Genomic DNA, 13,641 nt, shown 5'->3' on the forward strand with positions numbered 1-13,641 from the left:
CTCTTGGGAATAGAGGGCGGAGGCGAGAGTTGTTCGCTATCGCCAAGCAAGAAGAGTGGGGGTTGCCGGAGGCTCTAATTGCTGCAGCCCAGCGCTTTCCTGACTGTCATGCAGTCAAATCGGAAGATGGTCAATTCACTTATCTAGAGTTATTAAGTCAGTCTATATCCGTGGCTGAGCGGCTCAATATCTTGGGCGTAAAGCCTGGCGATAGGGTGGCTGTATGCGTTAACAGAGACCATCATCTTCCTGCTTTGCTCCTGGGTGTTGGAATGTCGGGCGCCGCTTATGTCCCTGTGGACCCAGCTTTTCCTGCCGAGAGAATTGCAATTATCCTTGAAGATGCGGATGTGTCAGCCGCGATTTATGAGCCTTCTACGCTTTCTTTGGTTGAAAGTACGCAAAACCTTCTTTTGCTTGATAGGTTTGAGTTGGATGCAGTGGGCGTTACGTTGCGTTCTTTCGATGCGCTCAGAGATGAGTATGTGCGCCTTTCCGAACGCAGGACCAATACGGCGGAGTTACTGGCTTATATCATTTTTACTTCAGGATCTACTGGAAGGCCTAAAGGCGTCCCAATTACGCATCGTGCGGCGATAAACTTTTTATATGGCGTTGATGAAAAGATAGGAACGCAAGAGGGTGACCGGTTTCTTGGTCTAACCACTATTTCTTTTGACATCTCCGTGCTAGAGCTGTTTCTACCAATAGTTTTGGGGGGGTGCGTATATGTTTGTAAAAAAGGGGATGCGCTTTCTCCAGATCGACTGGCTGCAATTATCGAAGATAATGGCATCAACGTCTTACAGGCCACGCCAGCTACTTGGCGGTTGATGCTGGAGCTAGGCTGGAAGCCGAATCAATATCAGAAAATCTTATGTGGAGGCGAAGCCTTTCCATCGGACTTGGCTGCCAAGCTGCTCTGTAGTGCTGGTGAAGTATGGAATATGTATGGGCCAACTGAAGCCACTGTTTGGGTAACTAGTCATAAGGTTGGCGCAGAAGATATTGAGGCTGGCTTCATTCCTTTAGGCGAGCCATACGCTAATATTGAACTCCGTGTGGTCAATGAGGCTTTGCAGTCGGTTGGCGCTGGCGGTTCTGGAGAGCTTTTAATCGGCGGAGAGTGCCTGTCGCCCGGTTACTTTAGGCGTCCTGAATTAAATTCTGATCGATTTATATCGCTGGTTGAAAATGGTCAAACCAAAACGTTCTATCGTACGGGAGACCTTGTCGAGCAGAGGCAAGATGGGAGTTTGCGTTATCTGGACCGTCTCGATAACCAAGTAAAGATACGCGGCTTTCGGATTGAGCTGGGAGAAGTTGAAGCAGTATTGCGGCAGGTTCCAGGCATCGCAGACGCAGCTGTTGTCGCTGTTTCTAATGCGGCGGGTGATAACGTTCTGGTAGGTTGTGTTCGGTTTGTCGGTGAGAAACTGGCCTTTCCTGCAATTGAGAATGATCTACGGAAAGTTCTGCCGTTTTATATGGCGCCAGGATTGTGGCGGGCCTATGAATGTTTTCCGCAGACACCAAATAAAAAGATAGATAAAAAGGCGCTAAAAAAAGATGTTGAAGCCAGTCTTGAGTCGACTGACGACACTGAGTCAGGCTTCGCTACAGATACGGAGCTGAGGCTTGCGAAAGTGTGGGGGGGGGTATTAGGTAGTGCGCCTAAAACCCCCTATGATCATTTTAATGAATTGGGAGGGCATTCCCTGGCCTCTGCTCGCCTCTCGGTAGAGATCCAAAAAGAGTTTGGCAAATTCGTAAGCATTAATCTTTTGATTGCCCATCCGCTCTTTATGGAGCAGTGTGACCTGATAACCTCTTTTTCCGAAGAAAGGAGTCTATCGGACGCACCTGCAAAAAATGATAGAAGCTTGACCGATGGGCAGAAGCGAATTTGGTTTATATGCCAGCTGGCGGGCTCCAGTAGTGTCTTCAACGAGTCTGAAGCTTTTATGCTGGAGGGGGGTTGTGAGCTTGACCTGTTAAAAGTGGCTATAGACGCTTTAATGAAAGCCACTCCAGCGATACGGCTACATTTAAACGCTGAAGATTTAAGCTGGGAGTTGCGAGAAGAGCCTGAAACGCCGCTGGAGGTTAGAGATCTGTATCTGGATTCCGGCTCCCTTGATAGCTATCTCCATCAGGAAGCGAAAAGAGAGTTTGATTTTGGCGAGGAGTTGTTAGTCCGCTTCGTAGCCTATGAAGCGGATGGAAAGTTGATCGCCCTGCAAATGATTACTCATCATATTTTGCTGGATGGTATCTCTCAATTGTTGGTATGGAACCGTTTATTCGATTTGTACGAGCAATTGATGGAAGGTGCGGATTTGAGAGCGCAGACTTCGCTAGGTTGGGACAGTGTCAATTTAGTGAGAGAAAGCGATGGCTTGCGAGAATGTGCGGATTTCTGGGGTCAAAATCTAAAAGGGCCGTTGCCTGCCTTAAATCTTCCAACGGACTATCCGCGCCCAGACTACTTTGATTTTAAAGGGCGACAATACTCAGCTTTTCTTGGCGAAGATATCACTGGACGTTTGCTCAGCGTTGCTCACTTAGTCCGTACCAGACCATTTGTCATATTGGTTTGCGCTTATGCGGCATGGTTGAGAAGAGTATCAGATAGCGAAGACCTAGTATTGGGCACTGCTACAAGCGGTAGAGACTCCAAAGAGGGCCTTCAAGACTCTATAGGTATGTTCTTTAATACGATACCGCTTAGGTTGAATAGAGAGGAAAAGAACCTTTTTGAGCAAATTAAGTATGTAGAGCAAACTTTAAACCAAGCGCTTCTGCATGGAGGGTTGTCATTCGATAAAATAGTGTCCGCGGCGCACGCTGACCGGGATCCATCCAGGCCGACCTTAGCGCAGGCCTATATTACCTTTAATGATTTTTCTAGGCGAAAAAAAACAGTAAAAAGCATTGGAAAGCTACGGCCGATTCATGTCGATGCCGGCTACACACAAGGAGAGATATTTCTATTTGTGGACTTCGATGGAAGTGACCTTACGTTCAGGTTCCAAACCAGCTCAGCGCTTTTCACTGAGCAAACCTCAAGAGCCATGATGTCTGACTTCACTCGTACTCTTACTAACCTGATAGAGAGTCTGGAAGTGGGTAAGTCTAAACTGGAGTTAGAAGGACAGGCTGGGTATTGGATTAATAAGGCTTCTCCGAAAGAAGGTTATGACCCAGATAAGATGGCGACTGACCTTATGGTGAACGAAGCTCTATTGGAAAAGGTCATTGGTGTATGGAAAGATGTTTTAGGACTAAGCAGTCTTGATGTGGACGCTAACTTTTTTGAAGTTGGCGGCCACTCTATAAAAGCCTTGCAGATTTTTGACCAGTTACACCGACAGTGTGGAATAAACGCACCGCTAGCACTGCTATTTAAAGCGCCAACGCCAAGATCTTTAGCAAAAGAATTGGGATGTATTTTGGCGGCCAATGATAATGTTCAAGAGACTGATGAAGACACATCTTCACAAGAAGGGGGCGACTCTCACTGGCGTAATATTGTTTCGCTGTCGCCAGGGGGAGCGAAAACGCCACTTATATGCGTTCACCCTATTGGTGGAAATGTGCTGGCCTACAAAGCTTTGATTGATTTTGAGGGGTTGAACCGGCCTGTATATGGAATCCAGTCCACGGGATTGGATGGCGTGAGTAAACCCTTCGAATCCATTCTGGAGATGGCTGCGCATTATGCGGTCCAGGTCGAGCGAACGCTTGCTAAAAAGCACGTTTGTCTCTTAGGAGGCTCTATGGGGGGAACTATCGCCATAGAGTTGGCCAATGAACTTTTGGCTAAAGGTTTTAAAGTTGATTGGGTAATCTTACTTGATACGATAGGTCCCTTTGCAAAAAGTGAACGTGAAAGTGCGGAGATAGATAGACGAGGCATTTGGGAAAAAGTGGTGCAAAGCTTTTCTGCTCGCTCCAAGTATTATCTTCAGGTGGCTAGAGTGAGTTTTTATCGCTCCTTTGGTCTTCGTTTACCCCAAACATTGAGAGTTTTCGAAGTCCGTAGGGCTAATAGAATTGCAATGGAGAGGCATCGTGAGCGGACCTATGGCGGCAGCGTTATATTGTTGCGTTTGCCAATAGAAAAAGCGGGGGCCTACAGTTTTCCATGGTTGGGTTGGGAGAAGCATCTGACGGGTAGAGTTGAAGTGGAGACGGTCGATGCGGAGCACGCGCAGTTTCTAGAGTCTGATGAAGCAAAACGGGTGCTTGCCGGTTTTCTTCGTGAACAAGAGTAGAGTGTCGAGAGGGGTGGTTATAACTAGTTTATGAAGAAGGTATTGCATTTAATCGACACCACTGGTCCTGGCGGTGCAGAGACTGTTTTTATCCAATTATTAAGGAACTTGTCCAAAGACAAATATCAACACCACGTTATTCTGCGTGGAGAGGGATGGGTTGCGGATCAAGTTCGTGAGTCTGGCCTGGAACCTGTATTCATTGACTCTAAGGGGAGCTTTAATCTTGGCTATGCTTGGGCGCTGGTGCAATTTGTCCGATCAAAGAAGATAGATGTGATTCATGCTCACTTAATGGGCTCCAATGTATATGGCGCTCTTGTCGCCATGCTAACGCGCAAGCCGATGATAGCCACATTTCATGGTGGTGTGGACGTAGCAAGACAGGAAAGATTGCTACGCATCAAGTTTAAGCTAATAAGTCTTGGAGCGGACTCAATCGTTTGTGTATCTAGAAAGCTGGAAGAGGAGTTAAAGCAAAGAGGGGAGCTTGAGAGTTGTAAGTTAAAGCTTATCTACAATGGCGTTGACCCTGGGCTCTTTTCGAGGCGAAGTGGGACATTAAAGAGTGAGCTTGGTTTATCTGACGACGCCATTGTTGTGCTTTCTGTGGGTAATATACGCCCTGCAAAAGGCTATGAATATCTGGTGGACGCAGCGGCCAAAATGAAGACTGCCCAAGAGTACCACTTTGTTGTTGTAGGGGATCAGAAAAAGAGCCTCTATGCGGAATTATTGAAACGAGTTGAAACTCATGGTGGATTGCCTAATCTACACTTTCTTGGCTTTCGTTCAGATGTAAAGGAAATATTGGGGCAAGCGGATGTCTTTCTTTTAACCTCCATTAGTGAGGGGTTTTCTATCGCAACGGTCGAAGCCATGATGGCGGGTGTGACGGTGGTGGCGACGCGTAGTGGAGGGCCGGAAGAGATCGTCGAAGACGAGATTACGGGCCAGTTGATTCCCGTTGGGGATCCAGAAGCTGTTAAAACGGCCTTATTCAAACTTAGGGATAGAGCGTATGCTGAGAGGTTGCGCCAGGCGGCGCTAGACTCAGCAAGAGAGAGGTTTTCACTGGTAAACATGGTGCAAGCCTACGAAGGCCTATACGACAATCTCACTGTATAGTCCCCTAGCTTAAAGGGGGGGGCATGCTCAGTCCTCTGTAAGATTCACTGGTGCGTTCTGAGTGTTTCGACGAGGCTCTAGCTGCGTAAATCGCGCAGGTATTTTTTTAGTTCGAATATAAATGGCTTGAAGTCGGATAGTCTGTTGACTTCATGCTTGGTTTTGCCATTTGGAAGAAAGAAGCGAAGTAATTCAACCAACTTTCGCCCTGCTGAATATTGATGAGCCGGGGACTTCAATACTAGGTACAAGCGATCTAGGTCGCCCAGTAACCAGCGCATTTTTTGTCCGACCACGAATGAGTTGACAGGAGTTGTTTCGCCGTTAACAAAGGATGTTAGAAGTAGATAAGGAAAATCTACGCCTGAGTCGATAGCGAGTTGGAGTGAGCCCCAGAATCGAGGGTTGATTTCCATCAGGTACGGTGTGCCGTCATCTGCTACCTTGAATTCCACCATAGCTACTCCGTTCCAATTTGCGTGGTGGAGTAGAGTGTCAGAAATTTGCTTCATGCGAGTGTCGACCTCTTTTGATTCGCACAGCACGCTGACGCCTCCCGATGGCGGTTTTTCTCTGAGTCTGCGGTGGGAAAAGTGGCAAACAGGACTCCCTTGGGAATAAAGGGCGAATAAACCCTGTCCCTCTCCTTTGATATATGACTGAATCATGAAGGGATAGTCACGGAAATAGCGCCTTTTAAGAGCCTCCTCAGCCTCTGCCCGGGAGTGAGCGATGATCACGGTAGTGCTGATGATTTCTCGGTCTGTAAGAATGCGCGATTTAAAAGGCTTTAATACGATAGGGTATTCAGTAATGTCGGATAACGCCTTCTGCGCCTGCTCTATACTTTCAATATACTGAGTATGTGGAGTTGGCAGTCCCAGAGACTGGGCGAGTTGAAACAGGCGATTTTTGTTAGCCAAATGCTCTATCGACTCTGCTTTGGAAAATGGCAGAATTAAGCCTTTTGGCAGCTTATCCCTGTTCTCCAGGATGACATAGGTTGAGGCTTCCGTAACGGGCAGAAGGAAGTTGATCTGCTTCTCGGATACTATTTTCAATATATCGTCAAAGAAGTTGGATGGCTTGGTGTAAGGGGATGCGTATACCCCCTTGTCAAGAGAGAAACGGGAAGCTCCCGCCAGCGTTTCGAGGCTTTCGTCTGCGGTCATGACCCAAATGCCTTGAGCGCCCAAAGAGCGAGTAGCGGCGAGAGCTGAGCGTTGATTGGCGTCTAGTACTAGGGCGCGAATGTTGGTCATTGTGAATCAGTCACTTAGAAATTGAGTAGGGTTTCGTTGCTGAAATGCCAGTGATAGTAATTGTGTATGTGTTGAACTGTCAAAAGTTGTCCACTGCGGTTTGAATAGCTTCGCGCAGTCTCTATAATCGCGCTCCTAGAGCTAAATGCGCCAAGCGTTAGAATAAGGTGATTCATTTGGGTAAGCTAAAAAAAATATTGAAGTTTATGACTGAATATCTTTGTATGGTGGTGGGATTATATAAAAGATACTCAATTCTTCCCTTAGGATTTTCTCCAAAACGAGTAATTTTTATCTGTAAAGGGAATGTATGCCGTAGCGTATATGCAGAAGCTTATTTGAAAAACGTCTTATCAAAAGATGACTCTTCTGGCAAGGTTGAAATTATAAGCTGTGGTCTAGCTACTGACGGAAACACTCCTGCCAATCCGACCGCTAAAGATGTGGCTGCCGGCAGAAGGCTGGATCTTCAAGGCCACAAAAGCACCCGGATACAAGATGTGGCGCTGAGAGAAAGTGATTTACTGGTGGTGATGGAGCCTTACATGGTGAAAGCTCTACAGCCCTACCAAAAAAACGGAAGTGGAACTCACATTCTGATTCTAGGGATGCTAGGGGAAAATAAAACTCCCAACATTCCAGATCCATACGGTAAGGAAGTGGCTGTTTTTAACGAGGTCTTCGACACTATTGAGTTGAAGCTCGATATCCTGCAGAAAAGCCTGTAATGAATTTCCCTCAACTTGAAAGCCCGGGTGGCGCTTTCCCTAAAAAGAAAGCAGAGACTTCCATAGACTCGGATATGGAAAGGCTTTACTCAATGGATTTGAAGTACTATTACCACACTATTCGTGCGGAAGGGATTGCCTTTATTGGTATTTGCGGATATCTATTTTTTGAGTATGTCCGCCCTCAGTCTATATATAACTGGTTAGATGTCCTTCCTTGGGTTCCTGTGTGTCTCCTAACTGCTATCATGGGGATTCTTTTTTTTGAGAAAAAGAAAATAAAAACGGCGCACCCTCTAAATAAATTGATGGTTGCATATTTTCTTGTTGTATTGTTGTCATCGGCTTTTTCTCAATACTCTTCTGTTTCTTTTGATAACTTATGGAAGTTTAGTGATTGGTTTATTATATATTTTCTTATTGTTAAAATAGTCAATACGCCAAAAAGATTTTTTATATTCTTTCTGTCGTTTCTTATATACTCACTGAAAATGTCGCAACACGGTTTTATAAGTTGGGCTTCCAGAGGGTTTGGCTTTGCAAGTTGGGGAGTTACTGGCGCTCCTGGCTGGTTCCATAATAGCGGTGAAGTAGGTATACAGATGGCAATCTACGTCCCACTTGCCGTTGCATTTGTTATGGCGTTGAAGAGCTATTGGAATAAAATCTGGAAGTACATATTCTTTTTTATGCCCTTTAGTGGAACTGGGACCATTATTGCCTCATCTTCCCGTGGTGCATTGGTTGGTTTAGCCGCTAGCGGGCTAATGGCTTTAAGTAAAACAAAGTATCTCATTCGGACACTGCTGGCAGTTACGATTATAGGTAGTATTATCTGGTATTTCGTTCCTGATGAGTCAAAGGCAAGGTTTCAGTCTTCTGGCGAAGACAAAACTTCTTTGCACCGAATGGAGCGCTGGCAGCACGGTTGGGAGACATTGAATAACTATCCCCTTTTGGGAGTTGGTCATGATGCATGGACAACTTTCTACCCAAGAAACTTTACCCCTGAAGAAAAGGGAAGCAAGCTAGTCCATAATATATTTGTTCAATGCGGAAGCGAGCTAGGATACTCAGGCCTTTTCGTCTTGTTTTTACTGCTTTTTGTTTCCTTTAAAACAAATAGGACTGTCAGGAAGCAAGCAGAGAAGTACGATGATAAATTTTATTACTATCTAAGCTATGGTATGGATTTAGGTTTGATCGGTTTGCTGATAAGCGCCTCGTTTGTGACGGTCCTTTACTATCCTTTTCTTTGGATTCATTTTGCCCTCACGACAACAATGCATAACTCATGGAATGTTAAGGTGAAATTAAAACAATGAGCACAACTGATGTTAACCATTCTCGCGCTTCAGGAGGAAAAAATATCCTTTTAGTTGACCAGGGAGTATCATTTGGCGGTGCTTTAGTAGTCTTGGTTTCCATCGCGAAGAATTTAAAAGCGGGGTATAACCCAACAATTGTGTCGGCAATTGAGGGGGATGTATCTAAATGGATTGATATTGGTGGTGATTTTGATGTTTTGTCACTCCGGCCCGCATATACTTATGTGGACAGGTTTAACGCGTATGAAAAAATACGCCGAGTCAGGTGGGGAGTTGTTAGAAAGTTAATAGTATATTTCCTCTCTCTTTATGAGTTGGTTGTGAATCTAAGATATGTCTTGGATCTGTGTAAGATAATAAAAAAGAGAAAAATAGATGTTGTACATGTTAATAATAGCATTTATGTCTTGATGGCGGCTGCAATCACCGGCACCCCGTGTGTTTGGCATATTCATGGAGTGGTTGAAGAAAGAAGATCATTTTTGCACAGGATTTTTGAGTCAAGCGTCGCATGCTATTTGGCCATTTCTAATTATGTTAGCGATTCGGCGGCTAAGCATGGATACCCTAAAAGTAAACTGGTTACTGTTTGGAATCCGGTTAGTGACCAGTTTGTTAGGGACGAGGGAAAACATGATAAAGAAAAAAACTCGGGTCTACGCGACCAGTATGGCTTAGTTAGCAATTCTTTTTTAATAGCTGTATTCGGCCGAATTATAGCGTGGAAAGGGCAGCTGGAAGCGGTTAAAGCGTTTGCTGAGGCTGAGCTGGGTAAAGATGTATACTTAGTCTTGGTGGGAGGCTCAACAGAGGGCTTTGGTAATGTCTATATTGAAGAAATAAAGAAACAGGCGGAGTTGCTTGGTGTTGAGAAAAATATAATTTGGGCCGGATTTATTCGTGATGTGCATGAGGTATACAGGGATGTAGACTTGGTTCTTCACTCGTCAATAGAGCCGGAGCCTTTTGGACTTGTAGTTACAGAGGCGATGGCGTCTGACGTACCTATTATTGCTTCTAAATTAGGGGCTCCAAAGGAATTGATCAACAATGGTGTCACAGGGCTCTTGGTTGATCCTAGAAACCCAAAAGAGTTTTCTATGGCGATTAAGAAGGTGGTGATGGATGCTGCATTCAGGGAGCTTGTAACCCAGAACGCAAAGGCGAGCGTCAAAGAACACTTTCTTCCAACACAATACGCTGATCGTATATGCGAAATATATGAGTCAACTATTTCACCTGAGAAATAAGTAACAGATGTCATCTTCTAAAGTTAAGAAGTTGTTTAGCGACTCCTTGATATATGGTGTTGCAATAATTGCTCGCTCTTTATCTAGCATTATCTTACTGCCACTATATACAAGATATTTATCCACAGAAGGGTATGGAGTTATAGAACTTCTATCGATGATGGTGGATTTTACGGCTATATTTTTCGGCGCAAGGGTTGGGCAGTCGTTTCTTAGGTACTATGGGCTTGCTAATAACGAAAAAGAGAAAAGTGAAGTATTTTCAACTTCTTTTTCGCTGTTGAGCTTTACACATTTGGTTGGCGCCCTTTTGCTTATATTGTTTTCTTCTTCAATTGGAATGTTGCTATTTGGTGGGCAGGAGTATAAAGCAGTTTTAATTGTCTTCTCTTTGAATTTGCTTTTTGGAGGTATGTCTGAAATACCTCTTGCTTGGTTGCGCGCCAACGGTAAGGCAGCGAGCGTCTTATTCTTTTCCTTGACTAAACTAGTATTGCAAATCTCTCTTTGTGTTGGGTTTCTGGTATATCTCGAATGGGGCGTCATGGGGGCTGCGCTAGCTTCCGTTTTGGCGCAAGGAACTATTGCGATTCTTCTAATGATATATTGCGTTAAGAGTAACAAAATTATCCTATCGAAGGAGATCGCAAAGAAGCTGGTAGGGTTCAGTTGGCCAATTATACTCGCTGCAGTCAGTATGTTTTTTATTACATATGGCGATAGGTTCTTCATAAGAACCTATTTAACTTTATCCGATGTTGGTATATATGCGTTAGCCTACAAATTTGGCTTCATTTTGTATGCAATTGGTTGGCAGCCGTTTCAGTCGATGTGGGAGGCGGAGCGGTATCGAATATATAGAGAAGAAAGCCAACATTATTTATTTCCTGCAATATTTAGCTTTATGTCGGTACTTTTGGTGTTTATGGCTTTTGGTTTGTCTGTATGGATAGGTTACTTTCTGCAAATTATGTCTGATAAGGAGTTCTGGCCTGCTGCTGAGTATGTGCCTATTATCATTCTAGGCTATGTTTTTCTGTCTTGGACCGGATATTGTAACTTGGGAATATTTACTTCAGGCAATACCAAGGTGTTTGGCGTTAGTTCTATGTTTACTGCATTATTTTGCTTAGTGGCCTATTGGTTTTCGATTCCACAGTATGGCTTGATGGGGGCAGCTGTAGTTACAGCTCTTGCTTTTTTTGTTCGCTTCTTTGTTATACATAGGTTGGCGAAAGCGAGATTTGATATGAAACTAAATTGGTACCCTGCAATAAGCTCATTGTGTTTGGCTTCTGCTCTTTTTGGAGTTAATGAGGCTGGAGTGATTAAAATTGATAATTTATTTTTATCCAACATGATCATTTGCCTTTTCTTTTTGGTAATGCTTTTTGTTCTGAAAATTGTGAAAGTCTCGGATTTAAAAACTGTATATTCAACTTTGGCGAAGAAAGCGGGCGCGTAAGTTATGGTTAAAGCAAATTTGTTCCTAATTGGCGCTATGAAATCGGGATCTACTACCCTGCACGACTATTTGGCGCAACACCCTCAAATATTTATGTCAGAGGAAAAGGAGCCAGGTTTTTTTGTGCCTGAGCTTTGGGGACAGCGTGATGATGGCGAATATCCTGCATTATTCGCGGAGGCGCGAGAAGAAAAGTATATCGGAGAGTCGAGTACGCATTATACAAAGCTTCCCAGATTTAAAGGAGTTGTAGAAAGAATAAAAGAATATAATCCTGATTCCAAGTTTATATACATAATGCGAAATCCTATTGAGAGAACCATTAGCCACTACTTTCACTCGATAAGAAACTTAAAAGGGGCTGGTGAGACTAGAGATATTTTTTCGGCGATTAAGGAAGATCCAAACTATATAGCTTATTCGGATTATGCATATCAACTGGAGCCGTATTATGCTGCCTTTGGTAAAGGTAATATCTATACGGTTGTTTTTGAAGAGTTTAAGGAAGACGTTCATGCCGGATTAAGGGATCTATACCAATGGCTTGACGTCGATATGATGGCTCCAAAGGAAAACCTGGTTTCTAATAAGGCCCCGGAAGTTTATGTGAGGGCTAAAGGCAAAGGGTATCTAAACAGATTAAGGCATAGCGAAATGTGGGATAAGGTATCTCCCTTGATACCTAAGGCTCTTAAAAAGTTTGGGAATCAACTGTCGGAAGAAATTAGCGCTGAAAAGCTATCAGATCAGGAGCGTGCTGACGTTTATAGAGAACTGACACCTATCTTTAAAGAGAGGCTTTTGAAGCTGAAGGAAATTACTGGTCGGGATTATTCTACTTGGTCATTATGATATGTTTTGCACTAACACAAATAGGTTGCTCTGTGTTAGTGCATTCATTGCTATTTTCTTTTAAGAAGCCTGATAAGTTTAATTAGTATAGGATTTTTACTGTTGACAAGCCAAAAATACAAAGAGTTAATTAGCAGGAATGGTATGGCTAGTGCGTAACTAGCTATAGTTGCTCTTTTTCTTGGGGCGTTTTTGATAATATCTTTTATGATGTCAGCATTCTTCAAAGCTTCACTATTTAGGCTGGACAACGAGGATTTGAGCTTCTCAGAGTTCAGAGTAGGAAGCTTTGAAATAGTTGTTTCGACTTTTTCTAATGAATCTAAGGCGCTTATTGGTATTACTTGGTCGCCCACGCCTAACTCAGTCATTACTCTCGCTATCTTATCGGCATAATTTACGGCTATAAATTGAGTGCCAGCAAGTCCTGATAGAATTAGCGCATGTAGTCTCATCGAAATTATATAATTAAGCTGAGCAAGCTTCTCAATAATCTCCTCAGGGTGTTCTAATGGTGCGTTCATCACAACCCTTTCTTTGTTGGGAAGAAGCTCGTATAGTTTATCCATGATAGCTTGGTCTGAATAAGGAAGCCCAAACTTAAACTCGTCATCAATTTCCAATTTACTACCGCTTGCGTCTGTGGCGTAGGGAATGAAGGGAAACAAGTGTATATCGCAATTCAATTCCTCAGATTGCTTGGTTATGTATTGTGCGAGTACTTCTAATCTTTCACGCGTCAGGGCTCTATCGTCTCTCTGTGTTGAGCGCAAGCAAACTCCAATACCTGACTTTGTCGGCTCGATAGGACGATCTTTGTATAGCGCAAATACAACGTCAGCCGTCACGTTAATTTTTTCAGATGGTGTATTGAACGACTTTATAACTTCGTAGGCGGAGTTATCTCTAACCAGTATTTTGTCTGCGAGTTTTAAAGTATGGCGAGTGTAGTTCTCTGTTAAAAAAGACATGCCATGTCGGTCAGCTCCGACACCTAAGAACACTATGGGGATTCTAAATATCTTTGCTAATGGAAGTAGCATTAAATACTCCAACGCACCGCAGATTAGCTCCCCACCACCAATAACAACAAGATCTGCATTCTTGTACTCTTGAAGTAAGTTGATCCACTTTGAAGGGGAGTGAACTGTATACAGGTGCATGTAGTTCGTAACAAACTTTTCTCTACTTCTGTTGTCAGAGCAAAGAGTGGTGTAACTCAGGCTTTGGTCTGGATTTGCTCGCTGTAATATTTTTTGTATGGCGATAACGATCGCATCATCGCCAACATTTTCTCTTGAGGCATGAGCATGAAGTACGTGAAAATTCTTCTTTTCCATATTTTTTCTCA

General features: G+C 43.8%; 9 protein-coding genes. 7 read left to right on the top strand and 2 right to left on the bottom strand.

Annotation, left to right across the window (positions count from 1 at the left end; genetic code table 11):
• The first annotated feature begins 29 nt into the window (after window positions 1-29).
• Together HCH_RS12305 and HCH_RS12310 are read left to right on the top strand one after the other, a co-directional pair.
• The gene (locus HCH_RS12305) at window positions 30-4,277 is read left to right on the top strand and encodes a non-ribosomal peptide synthetase (protein ID WP_158304954.1); all 4,248 of its coding nucleotides are present in this window, start codon (window positions 30-32) and stop codon (window positions 4,275-4,277) included.
• A 30-nt stretch (window positions 4,278-4,307) separates the two neighbouring features.
• Complete coding sequence (locus HCH_RS12310; protein ID WP_011396578.1) at window positions 4,308-5,405, top strand: glycosyltransferase family 4 protein; 1,098 nt, start codon at window positions 4,308-4,310, stop codon at window positions 5,403-5,405.
• A gap of 77 nt (window positions 5,406-5,482) precedes the next feature.
• Here HCH_RS12310 and HCH_RS12315 read toward each other — a convergent pair whose 3' ends face one another.
• Window positions 5,483-6,577, bottom strand: a complete 1,095-nt coding sequence (locus HCH_RS12315; RefSeq protein ID WP_202945304.1) for an ATP-grasp domain-containing protein — start codon at window positions 6,575-6,577, stop codon at window positions 5,483-5,485.
• A gap of 266 nt (window positions 6,578-6,843) precedes the next feature.
• On the opposite strand from HCH_RS12315, the gene HCH_RS12320 reads away from it, so the two are divergent.
• From HCH_RS12320 to HCH_RS32295, 5 genes are read left to right on the top strand one after another with little or no spacing between them, the layout of a single operon-like run.
• On the top strand, window positions 6,844-7,395 hold the full coding sequence (locus HCH_RS12320; protein ID WP_148212553.1) for a hypothetical protein: 552 nt from the start codon (window positions 6,844-6,846) through the stop codon (window positions 7,393-7,395).
• Window positions 7,395-8,720 carry an O-antigen ligase family protein gene (locus HCH_RS12325; RefSeq protein WP_011396581.1) on the top strand — a complete coding sequence of 442 codons (1,326 nt, stop codon included), beginning with the start codon at window positions 7,395-7,397 and terminating at the stop codon, window positions 8,718-8,720. The genes HCH_RS12320 and HCH_RS12325 overlap by 1 nt, the downstream gene beginning before the upstream one ends.
• On the top strand, window positions 8,717-9,973 hold the full coding sequence (locus HCH_RS12330; RefSeq protein ID WP_011396582.1) for a glycosyltransferase family 4 protein: 1,257 nt from the start codon (window positions 8,717-8,719) through the stop codon (window positions 9,971-9,973). The genes HCH_RS12325 and HCH_RS12330 overlap by 4 nt, the downstream gene beginning before the upstream one ends.
• Window positions 9,974-9,980: 7 nt before the next feature.
• The gene (locus HCH_RS12335; RefSeq protein WP_011396583.1) at window positions 9,981-11,438 is read left to right on the top strand and encodes a lipopolysaccharide biosynthesis protein; all 1,458 of its coding nucleotides are present in this window, start codon (window positions 9,981-9,983) and stop codon (window positions 11,436-11,438) included.
• Between the two features lie 3 nt (window positions 11,439-11,441).
• On the top strand, window positions 11,442-12,290 hold the full coding sequence (locus tag HCH_RS32295; protein WP_011396584.1) for a sulfotransferase family protein: 849 nt from the start codon (window positions 11,442-11,444) through the stop codon (window positions 12,288-12,290).
• A gap of 50 nt (window positions 12,291-12,340) precedes the next feature.
• On the opposite strand, the gene HCH_RS12345 is transcribed toward HCH_RS32295, so the two are convergent.
• Window positions 12,341-13,630: a polysaccharide pyruvyl transferase family protein gene (locus tag HCH_RS12345; protein WP_011396585.1), complete on the bottom strand. Its 1,290-nt coding sequence runs from the start codon at window positions 13,628-13,630 to the stop codon at window positions 12,341-12,343.
• Window positions 13,631-13,641 lie beyond the last annotated feature (11 nt).

It is taken from the genome of Hahella chejuensis KCTC 2396 (assembly GCF_000012985.1).
Taxonomy (GTDB): domain Bacteria; phylum Pseudomonadota; class Gammaproteobacteria; order Pseudomonadales; family Oleiphilaceae; genus Hahella; species Hahella chejuensis.

Bases quoted from the DNA above. Each gene is read 5' to 3' on its own strand.
- HCH_RS32295 (WP_011396584.1), top strand. From the start codon at position 11,442: ATGGTTAAAGCAAATTTGTTCCTAATTGGCGCTATGAAATCGGGATCT.
- HCH_RS12330 (WP_011396582.1), top strand. From the start codon at position 8,717: ATGAGCACAACTGATGTTAACCATTCTCGCGCTTCAGGAGGAAAAAAT.
- HCH_RS12345 (WP_011396585.1), bottom strand. From the start codon at position 13,630: ATGGAAAAGAAGAATTTTCACGTACTTCATGCTCATGCCTCAAGAGAA.
- HCH_RS12315 (WP_202945304.1), bottom strand. From the start codon at position 6,577: ATGACCGCAGACGAAAGCCTCGAAACGCTGGCGGGAGCTTCCCGTTTC.
- HCH_RS12310 (WP_011396578.1), top strand. From the start codon at position 4,308: ATGAAGAAGGTATTGCATTTAATCGACACCACTGGTCCTGGCGGTGCA.
- HCH_RS12335 (WP_011396583.1), top strand. From the start codon at position 9,981: ATGTCATCTTCTAAAGTTAAGAAGTTGTTTAGCGACTCCTTGATATAT.
- HCH_RS12325 (WP_011396581.1), top strand. From the start codon at position 7,395: ATGAATTTCCCTCAACTTGAAAGCCCGGGTGGCGCTTTCCCTAAAAAG.